Below are 16,435 nucleotides of genomic sequence, written 5' to 3'. Positions count from 1 at the left end.
CCATTCCGCTCAAGAAACGTCCAAAGAGCCTGTGTCCGCCAAAGAAGCCGGAACCGCACCGCCCCACTACGTGATCACCGCGGAAAACCTGACCAAGGCCTACGGCGACGTCACCGCCGTCGACGGTATTTCCTTCAGCGTTCCCGCGGGGGAGTCGTTCGGGCTGCTCGGCCCCAACGGTGCCGGCAAGTCCACCACCATGAAGATGATCGGCGGGGTGTCGCAGCGGACGTCGGGCAGCCTGACCATCATGGGCCTGGATCCGGAGCAGCACGGGCCGGAGGTCCGTGCGCACCTGGGGGTGGTGCCCCAGCAGGACAACCTTGACGAGGAGCTCAAGGTCCGGGACAACCTCCTGGTCTACGGGCGCTATTTCGGCCTGCCGATGAGCTACCTCAGGCCCAAGGCGGACGAGCTCCTGGAATTCGCGCAGCTCACGGACAAAGCCAAATCCAAGGTGGACGCGCTGTCAGGCGGCATGAAGCGCCGCCTGACCATCGCGCGCTCGCTCATCAACGAGCCCCGCATCCTCCTTCTTGACGAACCCACCACGGGACTTGACCCGCAGGCGCGGCACATCCTCTGGGACCGCCTGTTCAGGCTCAAGGAACAGGGCGTCACGCTGATCCTCACCACGCACTACATGGACGAGGCCGAGCAGCTCTGCGACCGCCTCATCGTGGTGGACAAGGGCAGGATCATGGCGGAAGGGTCGCCGGCAAGCCTGATCCGGGAGTACTCCACCCGCGAGGTGCTCGAGCTGAGGTTCGGCTCCGAGCGGAACGCCAGCATCGGCGCGGAACTCGAGGGCATCGGCGAACGGCTGGAGACACTTCCCGACCGTGTCCTCATCTACACCCACGACGGCGAGGCGGCCCTGGAGGAAGTCTCGGGCCGCGGCCTGCGCCCGCTCACCTCGCTGGTGCGCAGATCGTCGCTGGAGGACGTCTTCCTCCGGCTTACCGGCAGGAGCCTCGTTGACTGAGCCGTCTTTTGCCGAGGACGTGACGGCACGTCCGACGGCGGCACCTCCTTTGCGTGCCCACTCGCCGGAGGTTTCCGCGGCCAAGGCGCGCCGGTGGGGCGCGTTCTACTATGCCGAGCAGGTGCTGCGCGTCATGAAGGGGTACGGCTGGTCCATCTTCCTGTACAGCGTGGGGCAGCCGGCGGCCTACCTGTTTGCCATGGGCGTCGGCCTGGCCACCCTGGTGGACACCAACACCACCGCAATCTTCGGCGGCGTGAGTTACATCGCCTTCATCGCCCCCGCCCTGCTCATCTCCGCCGCCGTCATGACGGCGGCCACCGAGTTCACGTTCCCGGTGATGGACGGCTTCAAATGGCGGAGGGTCTACTACGGCCCCCATGCGTCCCCGCTGACCCCGGAGCAGATAGCGGGCGGGCAGGTCATCGCCGTGACCTTCCGCTTCCTCCTGCAGTCCGTCATCTACTTCGCCATCGTGGCGCTGTTCGGAGCGTCGCCGAGCGGCTGGGGCTGGGGTTCCGTGGTGGTGGCGACCCTCGCCGGGCTCTCGTTCGGGCTGCCACTGATGGCCTACGCCGCCTCCATCAAGGAGGACAAAGGCCAGTTCGCCATGGTCATGAGGTTCATCGTGATGCCGCTGTTCCTGTTCTCCGGCACCTTCTTCCCGCTGGATACGCTGCCCGTGCTGGTCCGCTGGATCGGCTGGATCTCGCCCATCTGGCATGGCACCGAATTGGGCCGTGTCATGACCTACGGCTACGAGGAATCCCCGGTGCTGACCATCATCCACGTCCTCTTCCTGCTCGGCCTCGCCTGGCTGGGATGGGTCCTCACCAAGCGCCAATTCGTCAGGAGGATGGGGCAGTGACAGTCCTGACCCAGGGCCACAGCGTCACGGAAGAGGCTCGGAACCGGCGTTTCGGCCCGCTGTATTCCCGAAACGTCAGGGCGGTGGTCGGACGTGGCCTGATGGCCACCAAGAGCAGCAACTGGATGGTCATGCTGTCCGGGTTCTTCGAGCCCGTGCTGTTCCTGCTCTCCATGGGGGTCGGCATGGGCGCCGTGGTGGGGTCCGTCCAGGGCCCGGGCGGCCAGGAGATCAGCTACGCGGCCTACATCGCGCCCGCCCTCCTCGCCGTGTCCGCGATGAACGGGGCGGTGTACGACTCAACCTGGAACGTCTTCTTCAAGATGAACTTCGCCAAGCTCTACCAGGGCATGCTCTACACCTCGCTGGGGCCGCTGGACGTGGCGATGGGGGAGATCTTCCTGGCGCTGCTGCGCGGGCTGTTGTACGCCACAGGGTTCACCGCCGTCATGGGCCTCATGGGACTGATCACCACGCCGTGGGCCCTCCTGATGGTTCCGGCCTCGGTCCTCATCGCGTTCGGCTTTGCCAGCTTCGGGATGGGCATCACCAGCTTCATGAAGACGTTCCAGCAAATGGACTGGATCAACTTCATCATGCTTCCCATGTTCCTGTTCAGCGCCACCTTCTATCCGCTCAGCGTGTACCCCGAGTACATCCAGTGGCTGATCCAGGCAATGCCACTGTGGCACGGCGTTGAGCTGCTGCGGGAGATCAGCGCGGCCACCTTCACGCCCGCCACCGCCATCCACATCGGCTATTACCTGGTGATGATCGTGCTCGGGCTCATGCTGACCACCGGCCGGCTCAGGAGCCTGTTCCTCAAGTAGCTGGCCGCGGCGCGCTGTTCGCCGGCGGTGGAAGCGTGCGGGGCAGGCCGCAGGGGTTTGAGACAATAGCTGCATGCAATCTCTGGGCAGCCCCAAGTCTTCGTCCAACCCGTCCAAGGGCGGATTCTCCATGTTCCGCATCAGCGGACCCGGCCTGATGGTCCTGGTCACGGCCTTCGTGGTGGCCGTCATCTTCGCCGCCAACCAGAACGACGTCGTGGGCTGGGTCGTGGCTGTCATCGCACTGTTCTGGCTGCTGCTGGCGTCCTTCGTGGTTTTCAGTATCCAGAAGGCCGCGAAGAAGGCAGGGGCGAAGCTCAACGAGGCGCAGAACGCCTTCAACGCAGCTGCCGGGCGCGCGCCGTCGCGGGTTTCCACGGACCAGGGCGGAACCCGCCTCGTGGGCCAGCGCGGCGAAGCCGAGGAAATCCGGGATTTGAAGCTCGACCACTCCTTCAAGATCGTGCAGGTCCAGGTGCGGGTAGTGGAGAACGAGCGTGCCAAGGGCGACGCCGCGGACCAGGACACCATCCGCCGCGCCCTCGAGACCATCGAGATCACGGCCACCAACGCCCGCGACATGATCAAGTCCTCCGGCGACTCCGGTGAGCCCGTGACCGGAACCATCATCGACTAGAGTGGAACGGGTGAGCTCGGCATTGAAGAAGGACCACCTTCGCATCGCAACAGTCAACGTAAACGGCCTTCGCGCTGCCTACAAGAAGGGCATGGCCGAGTGGCTGGCGCCCCGCGAGGTGGACATCCTGACGCTGCAGGAAGTCCGCGCGCCTGACGCGATCGTCCACCAGCTCCTTGGCGAAGGCTGGCACATCCTGCACGCGGAGGCCGAGGCCAAGGGCCGCGCCGGCGTCGCCATTGCCTCCCGGGCCGAGCCGGTCGCCACGCGCACCCACATCGGCGATGACTACTTCGAGACGGCCGGGCGCTGGGTGGAGGCGGATTTCCGTGTCACGGACGCTGCGGGCAATCCTGCCCAGCTGACCGTGGTGAGCGCCTACGTGCACTCCGGCGAGGTTGATACTCCGAAGCAGGTGGACAAGTTCCGATTCCTGGACGTCATGACCACCCGCCTGACCGAGCTGTCCAAGCACAGTGACCATGCACTGGTCACAGGCGACCTGAACGTAGGCCACACGGAGCTGGATATCAAGAACTGGAAGGGCAACGTCAAACGTGCGGGGTTCCTTCCGGAGGAGCGTGCCTACTTTGACCGCTTCTTCGGCGAGGAGATCGGCTGGAAGGATGTTCACAGGGGCCTGGCGGGTAACGTCAACGGCCCCTACACTTGGTGGTCGCAGCGCGGCCAGGCCTTCGACAACGACTCGGGCTGGCGCATCGACTACCACATGGCCACCCCGGGCCTCGCCGCCGCAGCAGTTTCCGCCGTCGTGGACCGGGCCCCCTCGTGGGACACACGTTTCTCTGACCACGCACCGCTGGTAGTGGACTACCAGCTCTAGTCTTAAGGCTTCGACGAATGACCTCCACCCCAACCGTGACCGACGCCGCAGCTTCCGAGCAGCCCGTTGCCGGAATCCAGCAGGACACCGGCATCCGGCACCGCATCCTTTCCGGAATGCAGCCGTCCGCGGACTCGCTGCACCTCGGCAACTACCTGGGCGCCCTCGTGAACTGGGTGCGGATGCAGGATGAGTACGACGCCATCTTCTTCATCCCGGACCTGCACGCCATCACCGTCCCGCAGGACCCCCACGAGCTTGCCCGCCGCACCCGCGTCACCGCCGCCCAGTACATTGCCGGTGGCGTGGACGTGGACAAGTGCACGTTGTTCGTCCAGTCCCAGGTGCCCGAGCACGCGCAGCTGGCCTGGGTCCTGAACTGCATCACGGGCTTCGGCGAGGCCTCCCGCATGACGCAGTTCAAGGACAAGGCGCACAAACAGGGCTCCGAGCACGCCAGCGTGGGGCTGTTCACCTACCCCGTCCTCCAGGCCGCGGACATCCTGCTTTACCAGCCGCACGGCGTGCCGGTGGGCGAGGACCAGCGGCAGCACGTGGAGCTCAGCCGCGACCTCGCCGCCCGGTTCAACACCAGGTTCGGCAAGACGTTCACGGTTCCCGAGCCCTTCATCCAGAAGGAATCGGCGAAGATTTACGACCTTCAGCACCCCACCGCCAAGATGTCGAAGTCCTCGGAGTCTCCGGCCGGCCTGATCAACCTGCTCGATGACCCCAAGGTCACCGCCAAGCGGATCAAATCTGCCGTGACGGATACCGAGACGGAAGTCCGGTTCGACCGCGAGGCCAAACCCGGCGTCTCCAACCTGCTGACCATCTACTCCGCCATCACCGGCCAGAGCGTCGAGCAGCTCGTCAAGGCCTACGAAGGCAAGATGTACGGCCACCTGAAGGTGGATCTGGCCGAGGCAGTGACCGAGCACCTGACGCCGATCCGCAGCCGCGCCAATGAACTGCTTGCAGACCCCGCCGAGCTGGACCGACTCCTTGCGCTGGGGGCGGACAAGGCGCGCGAGATTGCGTCGGCCACCCTGCAGGACGTCTATGCCAAGGTCGGATTCCTTCCATACGCCGGAGCCCGCTAGACCGATGCCCGCTCCCACGCCCGCCAACAGCGGAGTCAGCAACAGAATGAGCCTCGGGGTCATTCTGGGCTTCCCGCCTGAGATCGCCGAGGAACTGCAGCGATGGCGGGCGTCCTTCGGGGACCCCATGGCCACGGTCATCCCTGCGCACATCACCCTCGTCACCACCACACCCACGCAGGACTGGGAGACGGCCCGGGACCACGTCCGCGCGGTGGCGCGCACGCAGGCTCCGTTCATGGTCACCATCGCCGGGACGGGCTCCTTCCGGCCTGTTTCGCCCGTGGTGTTCATCAATGTGGAGGAAGGCTTCGGCGCCTGCGTTGAACTCCACGAAAAACTGCAGACCGGGCCGCTGGAACGCGATCTGCCCTTTGCCTACCACCCGCATGTGACGATTGCCCACGACGTCGCCCCGGAGAGCCTCGACGAGGCCGAAACAGTGCTGAAGGACTACAGGGCGACCTTCCCCGTGGTTAGCATGGGACTTTACGAGCACGACGCAGACGGTATTTGGCAGCTACGGGAAGAGCTTGACTTTGGTACCGAACCAGACGGCGAACGAGACACACTCCGAGCAGCAGACGCCGACGGAGCAGCCGCTACCCACTGAGCGTGCCCGCCTCAAGCTGGAGGTCATCCGCAAACAGGTGGAGTGGGGCAAGGCACGCAGGTCAGGCGCCGGTACGGCGGCCCAGGCCATGGCGTTGTTACAGTGGCTGCTCGCCCGGCTGAACGCGTTCCGGCCCATGCGGTCGTGGCAGCACTACACCCTCCAGCATGGCCCGCTGATGAGCGCCGGCATCGGGTTCAACATGTTCTTCTCCATCACCGGCCTGCTTACCACCGGATTCTCCGTCGCCGGGCTCGTGCTCCGCAGCCAGCCGGTGCTGCTGGACCGGATCATCGCCAGCGTCTCGGAAAGTGCGCCGGGCCTGCTCAAGGTCAACGGGGGCGACGGGCTGGTGGACCCGAAGGACCTCCTGAACCCTGATGGCCTCGGCTGGACCGCGGTCATCGCCGCCGTCGTCACCGTGATCACGTCGCTGGGCTGGATCGCCGGACTCCGCGAGGGCCTCCGCGGCGTCATGCGCCTGGGGCCGCTGAAACTCAACCCGGTGATCATGAAACTGCATGACGCCGGAACCCTGCTGCTGCTCGGCGTCGTGCTCGTCATCAGCTCCGGCGCGTCGCTCGTGTTCGGAACCGCGGCCGGCTGGGTGATCGAGCAGCTCCGGATGGACGCCGCCGTCGCCGTGCCGCTCGCGGCAGTGATCAAGATCGCCGTTCCGCTGGTGCTCAACTGGGTCACGGCAGTCATCATGTTCAGGCTGGCAGGGGGACTCAAACTTTCCCGTCAGGCACTGCTGGAGGGAACCATTCTCGCCGGAGTCGGCACCACAATCCTGCAGGTCTTCAGCACCGAGCTGCTGGCGGGCGCCGGACGCAATCCCATCCTGGCGCCGTTCGCGATCATCATCGGACTGCTGATCTGGTTCAACCTCGTCAGCCAGGTGTACCTCGTGGCAGCGGCGTGGTCCGCCATCCGCGAGGAAGACCTCAAGGCCGCTCCTGCCGCCAAGCCAACAGGCTGGGGATCACGCCAGGTGCAGCCCGGGAAGACGCCCGTGGAGCGCCACCACCCGGCCGAGCACCCGCGCCCGGTGGGCGTTACCGCCCGGCGTCGAGGTACTGATCGGCCCACGCCGCGATAATCTTTGCGGCCCGGGCCGCCTGGCCCTTGCCCGTCAGCAGGTGGTCGCTGCCCTCGAGGGACACGAAGTTCCTCGGATGGCGCGCCGTCTGGAAGATCGTGCTGGCGTTCTCGATGCCCACGGTGTTGTCCGTGGGGGAGTGCAGGACCATCAGCGGCTTGTGCAGCCGCTTGATGCAGTCGGTGAGGTCGGCGTTTTCGAGGTCCTCCACGAAGTGCCGGCGGATCTCCACGCGCTTGCCGCCGAGGTCCACCTCGGCACTGCCTTCGCTGAGGATCTTGTCCAGGGCTGCGTCAAAGACGTGGGCCACGTGCTTGGGTGAAAACGGCGCGCCGACCGTGGCCACGGCGTCGAGCTCCGGTATTTCGGAGGCGGCCGCAAGGACGGCGGCGCCGCCAAACGAGTGGCCCACCAGGAGCGAGACCGGCCGGCCTTCGGCGCGCATGTACTCTGTAGCGCGGACAGTGTCGGCCACCTTATGGCTGAAGGACCCCTCGGACCACATGCCGGCGGAATCGCCCAGGCCCAGGTTGTCGAAGCGGAGCATGCCGATCCCGTTGTCCGCCAGCGCCTTGCACATCCGCGACGCCGCGGGGCTGTCCTTGCCCAGCGTGAAGCCGTGCGAGAACACCCCCCAGCCCTTGACGGGCCCGTCGGGCAGGTCAATGATCCCGGACAGCATCTCGCCGGTGGACCCTTCAAACGTGATTTTCTCGGAACGTGACATGAGGCCCCTTGGTGACGGCGGAGATGTTGCGGTGGTAATCGTTAAACGACGGCGGCGCCACCCACCGCACGCTTGCCGCGCAGGGTGAGAGACGCCGTCGTCCGCGGTGACCTTTACTAGATCTTGCGGGAGAGAATTGCCTGCTTGACCTCGGCAATCGCCTGCGTGACCTGGATGCCTCGCGGACACGCTTCGGAGCAGTTGAAGGTGGTGCGGCAGCGCCACACGCCTTCCTTGTCGTTCAGGATCTCCAGGCGCATATCGCCGGCATCATCACGGGAATCGAAGATGAACCGGTGGGCGTTGACAATCGCGGCCGGGCCGAAGTACTGGCCGTCCGTCCAGAAAACCGGGCAGGACGACGTGCACGCGGCGCACAGGATGCACTTGGTGGTGTCGTCGAAGCGCTCACGGTCCTCCGCGGACTGCAGGCGTTCCTTGGTGGGCTCGTGGCCTCGGTTGATCAGGAACGGCATGACCTCGCGGAAGGACTGGAAGAACGGTTCCATGTCCACGATCAGGTCCTTTTCAACCGGCAGGCCCTTGATGGGCTCAACGGTGATGGGCTTCGTGGTGTCCAGGTCCTTGAGCAGGGTCTTGCAGGCAAGGCGGTTGCGGCCGTTGATGCGCATGGCATCGGAGCCGCAGACGCCGTGGGCGCAGGAACGGCGGAAGGAAACGCTGCCGTCCACTTCCCACTTGATCTTGTGCAGGGCGTCCAGCACACGGTCCGTGCCGTACATGGTCAGCTTGAAGTCATCCCAGCGGGCTTCTTCGGAAACCTCGGGGTCGTAGCGGCGGACGCGCAGGGTGATGTCGAAGGTGGGGATTTCTCCGCCGCCTCCCACATGGGCAGGCAGCTCGATCTTTGAGGCTGGCTCAGCAAGTTCAGCGGACATATTAGTACTTCCTCACCATCGGCTCGTAGCGCGTAAATACAACCGGCTTGGTGCCAAGCCGAATCCCGGCAATGCTCTCCGCGGATCCGTCCGCGGGAGCGTGCTCGTCCTTGTACGCCATGGAGTGCTTCATGAATTTTTCGTCGTCGCGTTCCGGGAAGTCCTCGCGGAAGTGGCCGCCGCGCGATTCCTCGCGGTGCAGGGCAGCAACCGTCATGACCTTCGCCAGTTCCAGCAGGAAGCCGAGTTCAACGGCCTCCAGGAGGTCCAGGTTGAAGCGCTTGCCCTTGTCCTGGACGTTGATGCGCTTGTAGCGCTCCTCGAACGAGGCGATGTCCTTCAGGACCTGGTTGAGGGTTTCGGCCGTGCGGAACACCTGCATGTTGGCGTCCATGGTGTCCTGCAGTTCCTTGCGGATCTGGGCCACCTTCTCGTCACCGGTGCCGTTGCGGGCAATGTTGAGGAGCTCAATCGTGTAGGCCTCCGGGTCCTCCGGCAGTTCCACGAAGTCCGCCGTCTTGGCGTACTCGGCGGCGGCGATGCCGGCGCGCTTGCCGAACACGTTGATGTCCAGCAGCGAGTTGGTGCCGAGGCGGTTGGAGCCGTGCACGGAAACGCAGGCCACTTCACCGGCTGCGTAGAGGCCCGGCACCACGGTGTCGTTGTCCTGCAGGACCTCGGTGGTGATGTTGGTGGGGATGCCGCCCATGGCGTAGTGGGCCGTCGGGAAAACGGGCACCGGCTCCGTGTAGGGCTCGACGCCGAGGTACGTGCGGGCGAACTCGGTGATGTCCGGCAGCTTCGCGTCGATGTGCGCCGGCTCCAGGTGCGTCAGGTCCAGGAGGACGTAGTCCTTGTTCGGTCCGCAGCCGCGGCCTTCGCGGACCTCGTTGGCCATGGAGCGGGCCACGATGTCACGTGGGGCGAGGTCCTTGATGGTGGGGGCGTAGCGCTCCATGAAGCGTTCGCCCTCGGAGTTGCGCAGGATGGCGCCTTCGCCGCGTGCAGCCTCGGAAAGCAGGATGCCCAGGCCGGCAAGGCCGGTCGGGTGGAACTGGAAGAACTCCATGTCCTCCAGGGGGATGCCGCGGCGGAACGCGATGCCCATGCCGTCACCGGTCAGGGTGTGGGCGTTGGACGTGGTCTTGAAGACCTTGCCCGCGCCGCCGGAGGCGAACACCACGGACTTGGCCTGGAACACGTGCAGTTCGCCGGAAGCGAGGTCGTAGGACACGACGCCGGCAACGCGTTTCTGCTTGTACGGCGTGCCGTCCTCGCGGACGGCGTCTTCCTCGACGGTCAGGAGGTCCAGGACGTAGTACTCGTTGTAGAACTCGACGTTGTGCTTGACGCAGTTTTGGTAGAGCGTCTGCAGGATCATGTGGCCGGTGCGGTCGGCTGCGTAGCAGGCGCGGCGGACGGGAGCCTTGCCGTGGTCACGGGTGTGGCCGCCGAAGCGGCGCTGGTCGATGCGGCCCTCGGGCGTGCGGTTGAACGGCAGGCCCATCTTCTCGAGGTCCAGCACTGCGTCGATGGCCTCCTTGGCCATGACTTCGGCGGCATCCTGGTCAACCAGGTAGTCGCCGCCCTTGATGGTGTCGAACGTGTGCCATTCCCAGTTGTCTTCTTCGACGTTGGCCAATGCCGCACACATGCCGCCCTGCGCCGCGCCCGTGTGGGAGCGGGTGGGGTAGAGCTTGGTCAGTACTGCTGTTCGCGCGCGCTGACCGGATTCGATCGCGGCGCGCATGCCAGCGCCACCGGCACCGACGATGACGACGTCGTACTTATGGACCTGCATACCAGACGCTCTTTCTCTCAAAATTCGCAATAAAACAACGGGCGGGCTGAAGCCGGCTCCGCAAAACAGAAGCCCGCCGGACGGGCGGGCAGCCGCGGTTTGCTACGCGGGGCAGAAGCCGCCGGGCAGCTGGACGCCGTTCACGACCGGGCACGGGTTGAAGGTGAAGATCACCAGGGTGCCCAGGATGATGATGACGGCGGCGGCGGTGAAGAGGACCATCTTGAGCCAGAAGCGGGTGGCGTCCTTCTCGGCGTAGTCGTTGATGATGGTGCGGACGCCGTTGGTGCCGTGCAGCATGGCGAGCCAGAGCATGGCGAGGTCCCAGAACTGCCAGAACGGGTCAGCCCACTTGCCGGCCACGAAGCCGAAGTCGATGGCGTGGATGCCCTCGCCCACCAGGAGGTTGACGAAGAGGTGGCCGAAGATCAGGACAACCAGCACCACGCCGGAGAGCCGCATGAAGAGCCATGCAAGCATTTCGAAGTTGCCGCGGGAGCTGCCGCCGCGGCGGTACTTCGGAGCGATGCCGCTGCGCGGGGAGGGGATCTGCGTTGCAGTCATGGCTTAGTGACCTCCGAGTGCGAGGGACAGGTGGCGGATGGCGAAAGCCACGATGGTGACGATCCAGAGGCCCAGCACTACCCAGAGCATCTGGCGCTGGTATTTGGCACCCTTCTTCCAGAAGTCGACGGCGATGATCCGCAGGCCGTTGAAGGCATGGAACACGATCGCTGCGACGAGGCCCGTTTCACCCAGGGCCATCAGCGGGTTCTTGTAGGCACCGATCACAGCGGTGTAGGCCTCCGGCGACACCCTCACAAGGGAGGTGTCCAGCACATGGACCAACAAGAAGAAAAAGATCACAACACCGGTAATACGGTGTCCAACCCAGGACCACATGCCTTCACGGCCGCGGTACAAGGTGCCAGCTGGTTTCGTCGGCACTGAATAAACCTCCCTGCAACACAGCGGCGCTGGCGTGGGATCCACGCGGGGGGAACGCCTACTGCGAGAGCACTCGTAGCTCAGGCCTAAATCTAGGCTTCGCTCACAGCTTATTCAATTCAGGTGGTCCTTGGTGACCACGTACTGTACGGTTTTTCGCGGATTTTGAGACGAACGCCACATTCGGTTCCCACTGTGTCCGCAGTGCTGGCGGCGTTGCGGGGGCTTGGCCGGGGTCGTCGGCTAAAGTAGGCCGTGATGAGTAAAGACAAAGTGATAAGCCAGGATTCACCTCTCAGCCGTTTTATTGCTGTGATTCCTGCAGGCGGTGTGGGGACCCGCCTCTGGCCTCTGTCACGTGCAGCAGCTCCCAAATTCCTTCATGACCTCACCGGTTCCGGAAGCACGCTTTTGCGCGCCACTTACGACCGGCTCGAGCCCCTTGCGGGCAATCGCGTCCTGGTTGTCACCGGGACCGCGCACCGCGCGGCAGTCTGCCGCCAGCTGCCGGAGGTCCAGGACGGCGACCTCGTCCTGGAAAGCGAGCCGAAAGACTCCGGCGCCGCCATCGGCCTGGCCGCAGCCATCCTGCACCAGCGGGATCCGGACATCATCATGGGCTCCTTCGCCGCCGACCAGGTGATCAGCCCGGACGAGCTTTTCCAGGACGCCGTCCGCGAAGCCATTCACACTGCAGCGGCAGGCAAGATTGTCACCATCGGCATCAAGCCGACGCACCCGTCCACCGGATTCGGCTACATCCGGTCCGGCGCGTCGCTTCACATTCCCGGAGCGCCCAGCGCCCAGGCTGTGGTCGAGTTCGTTGAGAAACCGGACGAGGACGTCGCCCAGCAGTACGTGGACAGCGGCGAATACGTATGGAACGCCGGCATGTTCGTCGCCCCCGTGGCCCTCATGCTCAAGCACCTGGAAGCAAACCAGCCCGTCCTGTTCAACGGCCTGCAGGAAATTGCCGAGGCCTGGGACACGCCGCATCGTGACGAAGTCACCGCGCGGATCTGGCCCACGCTGCCCAAGATCGCCATCGACTATGCGGTGGCCGAGCCCGCCGCGGCCGCCGGGGACGTCGCCGTCGTGCCCGGAACCTTCCGCTGGGACGACGTCGGCGACTTCGCCTCCGTTGGCCGGCTCAACAGCGCCAAGGAAGTGGACGAGGTCACGGTCCTCGGTGAAGGCGCGCGCGTCTTCACCGAAAACGCCAGCGGCGTGGTGGTCTCGGACACCAAGCGTGTCATCGCGCTGATCGGGATCAAGGACGTGGTCATCGTGGACACCCCTGATGCGCTGCTGGTCACCACCAAGCAGCATGCCCAGCGGGTGAAGCAGGCCGTGGACGCCCTGAAGGCCAGCGGCGACACCGACGTCCTCTAACACGCCGTAACGCGGCGAAGGCGATGCCGCTATTCTTTCGGCCCTCGCTACAGTTGAGGTGTGCGCAATTACACTACTGAAGCTGAGCCCACCGCGTTGGTGGGGCCGTGGCTCGAACCGCTCCTGCCGGAACTGATCGATTTTCGCCGGGATTTGCATGCGCACCCCGAACTATCGTTCAAGGAGTTCCGCACCACCGACAAGCTCGTGGAACGGCTGGAGGCCGCAGGCCTGGAGCCGCGGCGGCTCGAGGGTACCGGCCTGACAGTCGACGTCGGCGAGGGTCCCATCGCCACCGCGCTGCGCGGCGACATCGACGCCCTGCCCATCATCGAGGAAACCGGCCTGCCCTTCGCCTCGAAGAACCACGGCGTCACCCACGCCTGCGGCCACGACGTCCACACCACCACCATGCTGGGCATCGCCCTGGTGCTGCACCGCATGCACCAGGAAGCCCCCCTGGGCGGTTCGGTCCGGATCATTTTCCAGCCGGCCGAGGAAACCATGCCGGGCGGCGCTCACGCCTGCATCGAGCAGGGTGTCCTGGACGGCGTGCCGCGCATCCTGGCCCTGCACTGCGACCCCCGAATCAACGTGGGCAAGATCGGGACGCGCATCGGCGCCATCACCTCGGCGTCGGACACGATCAAGATCGAACTCAGCGGCCGCGGCGGCCACACGTCCAGGCCGCACCTCACCGAGGACCTGGTCTTCGCGCTCTCGCAGATTGCCGTGAATGTCCCCGCCGTGCTGTCCCGCCGGGTGGATGTCCGCAGCGGCGTATCGGTGGTGTGGGGGCAGATCAATGCCGGCTCGGCGCCGAACGCGATTCCGGGCACCGGCTACATGGCCGGCACCATGCGCTGCCTGGACCGCGACGCCTGGCACAGCGCCGGCGAGCTGCTCGACGAAGTGGTGCAGCAGGTGGCCGCCCCCTACGGCGTGGATGTCCACCTGGAGCACACCCGCGGCGTGCCGCCGGTGGTCAACTCGGAGCACGAGACTGCGCTCATCGAGGCCGCGGCCCGCGCTGAGATCGGCGAAGGCGCCGTTGTCCTGACCCCGCAGTCCATGGGCGGCGAGGACTTCGCCTGGTTCCTCGCCGAGCTCCCTGGTGCCATGATGCGCCTGGGCACCAAGACCCCCGGCGGCGAGGAGTACGACCTCCACCGCGGCGACTACATCCTGGACGAGCGCGCCGTGGGCTACGGCATCCAGGTGCTCACGGCCGCGGCCCTCCGCACCATCCGCGACCTCTAGGCCCCTTCCCCTATCCAGCGCGAACTGGCAGCTAATTCCCTCAAACTCCGGGTTTGCGGGCATTAGCTGCCACTTCGCGCTTGCTTTTTGCCAAGGTAAGTTGTGCACAATGGAATTGTGGGCTAGCGTTATAGCATGACCGACGCTCCCCGCCTTGACCGCCAGGTGTGCTTTGCGCTCTATGCAGCATCCAGGGCGGCCACCGCCGTCTACCGGCCGCTGCTGGACGGGCTCGGCCTGACCTACCCGCAGTACCTCGTGATGCTGGTGCTGTGGGAAAACGAACCCCGCGGCGTGCGGGAACTGGGGGAGGAGCTGGGGCTCGACTCCGGCACGCTCTCACCACTGCTCAAGCGGCTCGAAGCCATGGGGCTGGTGGAACGCGGCCGCTCCGCAGAGGACGAGCGCCGCGTGGCCGTGCATCTGACCGCGGACGGCACGGCCCTCAGCAGCAAGGCCTCCGGCATCCCCCAGCGCCTCGCCGACGCCGCCGGCCTGAGTCCCCGGGAGCTTGACCAGCTCCGCGAAACCCTGGGCAAGCTCACTGCCGCCCTGCACGATTCGCACTGACGCTCTATTCCGGCCCCAACCCGATACCCCTGGCACCGCACCAGACCCGGATTCCGAAACCATCAGAACGGAACTTATCTTGAAGACTCTCTACACTGCCGAGGCCCTCGCTTCCGGCGAAGGCCGCGACGGCTCCGCACGCACCAAGGACGGCAAGCTGGACGTGATCCTGGCCAGCCCCGTGGAGCTCGGCGGAAACGGCCAGGGCACCAACCCGGAACAGCTCTTCGCTGCCGGCTATGCCGCCTGCTTCCATTCGGCCCTCCGCGTGGTGGGCCGCCAGGAACGCGCCGACCTCACCGATTCCGCCGTGGCGGCGAAGATCCACTTCGGCGCCCTCGACGGCGGTGACGGCTACGGACTGGCGGCCGAACTTGAGATCGCCCTGCCGGCACTGGACCGGGCCGCCGCCGAGGCGCTCATGGCCAAGGCGCACAGGATCTGCCCCTACTCCAACGTGACCCGCGGCAACATGGATGTGGCCCTGAACCTCGTGGAGTTCGCAGCATGAGCGGCAGCCAGGACCGGGCCCTGCCCGCTGTGACCCGCGAAATCCAGCTGGCCTCGCGCCCAGTGGGCCGCCCCGCCCCGGAGGACTTCCGGCTCGCCGAAAGTCCGCTCCCTGAGCTGCGGGACGGGCAGGTGCTGGTCCGGAACCAGTTCATCTCGGTGGATCCGTACATGCGGGGCCGCATGAACGACGTCAAATCCTACTCAGCACCGTTTGCGCTGGATAAGGCGCTCGACGGCGGGGCAGTGGGTGAGGTGATCGCGTCCCGCGCCGCCGACCGCAAGGTGGGGGACGCCGTCGTGCATCACCTCGGCTGGCGGGAGTATGCCGTGGTGGACGCCGCCGCAACCACGCCCGCGCGCACCGACCTCGCCCCGGCGTCCGCCTTCCTCGGCGCGCTGGGCATGACCGGTCTCACCGCCTACGCCGGCCTGCTGAAGGTGGCCGGGTTCAAGGCCGGGGACGCCGTGTTCGTCTCCGGTGCTGCCGGCGCCGTCGGCTCGCTCGTGGGGCAGATCGCCAAGGCCATGGGCGCCTCCCGGGTGATCGGCAGCGCCGGCTCGCCGGAGAAGGTGGCCCGCCTCCTGGAGCTGGGCTTCGACGCGGCCTTCAACTACCGCGACGCCCCCGTCCTGGACCAGCTCAAAGCTGCCGCCGGCGGACGCGGGATCGACGTCTACTTCGACAACGTGGGCGGGGACCACCTCGAGGCCGCGCTGTCCGTCCTGAACGTCGGCGGCCGCGTGGCCATGTGCGGCGCCATCGCGCAGTACAACTCAACCGAACCGCCGGCTGCTCCCCGCAATCTTGCCCTGGCGATCGGCAAGCAGCTGACGCTGAAGGGATTCCTGGTGAGTAGCTACCGGCAGTACGCCGGCGAGTTTGCCGAGCACATGGCCGGCTGGCTGGCCGATGGCACCGTGTCCTACGACGAAACCGTGGTGGACGGCCTCGAGAACGCGCCGCAGGCCTTCATTGACCTCCTGGACGGAGCGAACACCGGAAAAATGGTCGTCCGCATCCAGTAGCAACAAGAGCGCGAACGAAGACTTGAGGCCCTGTTTCGGCGACGATTCAGGGCCTCAAGTCTTCGTTCGTGCTGTCTTTGGCGGGGCTGCCGTGATGCTCCGCGGCCCGGGTGCAGGTGCCCGGCTACTGATAGGTAACAAGTTCTCAACAATCTTCGTTTTCGGCCGCCGATGTGTTATCCGGACGTGGCGCAGGCCACTACAGTGGCTTTCATAAGTGCGCTTCGGCGCAGTGCTGCGAAACCATCAGTGAAAACAGAGTTTCAGTGTGGAGCATTAGAAACGGACACTCATTGAATCTCCGTCGTGGCGCCTAT

The 16,435-nt window shown here is 65.6% G+C and carries 18 protein-coding genes; 13 read left to right on the top strand and 5 right to left on the bottom strand.

Translation table 11 applies throughout. The features are described from left to right. Nucleotides 1-31 precede the first annotated feature (31 nt). The 8 genes from B1A87_RS12570 (at nucleotide 32) to B1A87_RS12535 (ending at nucleotide 6,982) form a co-directional block, all read left to right on the top strand. Nucleotides 32-985, top strand: a complete 954-nt coding sequence (locus B1A87_RS12570; RefSeq protein ID WP_078030167.1) for an ABC transporter ATP-binding protein — start codon at nucleotides 32-34, stop codon at nucleotides 983-985. Further along, nucleotides 978-1,853 carry an ABC transporter permease gene (locus tag B1A87_RS12565; protein WP_260680817.1) on the top strand — a complete coding sequence of 292 codons (876 nt, stop codon included), beginning with the start codon at nucleotides 978-980 and terminating at the stop codon, nucleotides 1,851-1,853. The genes B1A87_RS12570 and B1A87_RS12565 overlap by 8 nt, the downstream gene beginning before the upstream one ends. Further along, complete coding sequence (locus B1A87_RS12560; protein ID WP_078030166.1) at nucleotides 1,850-2,683, top strand: ABC transporter permease; 834 nt, start codon at nucleotides 1,850-1,852, stop codon at nucleotides 2,681-2,683. Before B1A87_RS12565 ends, B1A87_RS12560 begins: the two co-directional genes overlap by 4 nt. Before the next feature lie 73 nt (nucleotides 2,684-2,756). Further along, nucleotides 2,757-3,320 carry a hypothetical protein gene (locus tag B1A87_RS12555; RefSeq protein WP_078030165.1) on the top strand — a complete coding sequence of 188 codons (564 nt, stop codon included), beginning with the start codon at nucleotides 2,757-2,759 and terminating at the stop codon, nucleotides 3,318-3,320. Between the two features lie 10 nt (nucleotides 3,321-3,330). After that, the gene (locus B1A87_RS12550; protein ID WP_078030212.1) at nucleotides 3,331-4,164 is read left to right on the top strand and encodes an exodeoxyribonuclease III; all 834 of its coding nucleotides are present in this window, start codon (nucleotides 3,331-3,333) and stop codon (nucleotides 4,162-4,164) included. Nucleotides 4,165-4,181: 17 nt separating this feature from the next. Then, nucleotides 4,182-5,267, top strand: a complete 1,086-nt coding sequence (gene trpS / locus B1A87_RS12545) for a tryptophan--tRNA ligase (RefSeq protein WP_139362951.1) — start codon at nucleotides 4,182-4,184, stop codon at nucleotides 5,265-5,267. 4 nt (nucleotides 5,268-5,271) lie between these two features. Beyond that, entirely contained in the window at nucleotides 5,272-5,880 is a 609-nt protein-coding gene (locus B1A87_RS12540; protein WP_078030164.1) for a 2'-5' RNA ligase family protein, read from the top strand. Nucleotides 5,881-5,917: 37 nt separating this feature from the next. Then, nucleotides 5,918-6,982: a YihY/virulence factor BrkB family protein gene (locus B1A87_RS12535; RefSeq protein WP_078030163.1), complete on the top strand. Its 1,065-nt coding sequence runs from the start codon at nucleotides 5,918-5,920 to the stop codon at nucleotides 6,980-6,982. On the opposite strand, the gene B1A87_RS12530 is transcribed toward B1A87_RS12535, so the two are convergent. The 5 genes from B1A87_RS12530 to sdhC all read right to left on the bottom strand — a co-directional run bounded on the left by B1A87_RS12530 (nucleotide 6,939) and on the right by sdhC (nucleotide 11,357). Further along, nucleotides 6,939-7,709 (bottom strand): S9 family peptidase, encoded by a 771-nt coding sequence (locus tag B1A87_RS12530; protein ID WP_078030162.1) that lies wholly within the window; start codon nucleotides 7,707-7,709, stop codon nucleotides 6,939-6,941. The two genes, B1A87_RS12535 and B1A87_RS12530, sit on opposite strands and share 44 nt — an antisense overlap. Before the next feature lie 116 nt (nucleotides 7,710-7,825). Then, on the bottom strand, nucleotides 7,826-8,608 hold the full coding sequence (locus B1A87_RS12525; RefSeq protein WP_078030161.1) for a succinate dehydrogenase iron-sulfur subunit: 783 nt from the start codon (nucleotides 8,606-8,608) through the stop codon (nucleotides 7,826-7,828). Nucleotide 8,609: 1 nt separating this feature from the next. After that, entirely contained in the window at nucleotides 8,610-10,409 is a 1,800-nt protein-coding gene (gene sdhA, locus B1A87_RS12520; protein ID WP_078030160.1) for a succinate dehydrogenase flavoprotein subunit, read from the bottom strand. 102 nt (nucleotides 10,410-10,511) lie between these two features. Next, the gene (locus tag B1A87_RS12515) at nucleotides 10,512-10,973 is read right to left on the bottom strand and encodes a succinate dehydrogenase hydrophobic membrane anchor subunit (RefSeq protein WP_078030159.1); all 462 of its coding nucleotides are present in this window, start codon (nucleotides 10,971-10,973) and stop codon (nucleotides 10,512-10,514) included. 3 nt (nucleotides 10,974-10,976) lie between these two features. Then, complete coding sequence (gene sdhC, locus B1A87_RS12510) at nucleotides 10,977-11,357, bottom strand: succinate dehydrogenase, cytochrome b556 subunit (RefSeq protein ID WP_078030158.1); 381 nt, start codon at nucleotides 11,355-11,357, stop codon at nucleotides 10,977-10,979. A gap of 258 nt (nucleotides 11,358-11,615) precedes the next feature. On the opposite strand from sdhC, the gene B1A87_RS12505 reads away from it, so the two are divergent. The 5 genes from B1A87_RS12505 to B1A87_RS12485 all read left to right on the top strand — a co-directional run bounded on the left by B1A87_RS12505 (nucleotide 11,616) and on the right by B1A87_RS12485 (nucleotide 16,118). Beyond that, nucleotides 11,616-12,749, top strand: coding sequence for a mannose-1-phosphate guanylyltransferase (locus B1A87_RS12505; protein WP_078030157.1), 1,134 nt, complete (start codon nucleotides 11,616-11,618; stop codon nucleotides 12,747-12,749). Between the two features lie 60 nt (nucleotides 12,750-12,809). Beyond that, a complete protein-coding gene (locus B1A87_RS12500) occupies nucleotides 12,810-14,009 on the top strand; it encodes an amidohydrolase (protein WP_078030156.1) in 1,200 nt (399 codons plus the stop codon). A gap of 135 nt (nucleotides 14,010-14,144) precedes the next feature. Beyond that, nucleotides 14,145-14,579, top strand: coding sequence for a MarR family winged helix-turn-helix transcriptional regulator (locus tag B1A87_RS12495; RefSeq protein ID WP_078030155.1), 435 nt, complete (start codon nucleotides 14,145-14,147; stop codon nucleotides 14,577-14,579). 79 nt (nucleotides 14,580-14,658) lie between these two features. Then, the gene (locus B1A87_RS12490) at nucleotides 14,659-15,090 is read left to right on the top strand and encodes an organic hydroperoxide resistance protein (RefSeq protein WP_078030154.1); all 432 of its coding nucleotides are present in this window, start codon (nucleotides 14,659-14,661) and stop codon (nucleotides 15,088-15,090) included. Then, nucleotides 15,087-16,118 (top strand): NADP-dependent oxidoreductase, encoded by a 1,032-nt coding sequence (locus B1A87_RS12485; protein ID WP_078030153.1) that lies wholly within the window; start codon nucleotides 15,087-15,089, stop codon nucleotides 16,116-16,118. The genes B1A87_RS12490 and B1A87_RS12485 overlap by 4 nt, the downstream gene beginning before the upstream one ends. Nucleotides 16,119-16,435: the final 317 nt, after the last annotated feature.

It is taken from the genome of Arthrobacter sp. KBS0703 (genome assembly GCF_002008315.2).
GTDB lineage: Bacteria > Actinomycetota > Actinomycetes > Actinomycetales > Micrococcaceae > Arthrobacter.
Note: the sequence above shows the minus strand (reverse complement) of the source record. Positions and strands in the feature narration are given on the sequence as shown.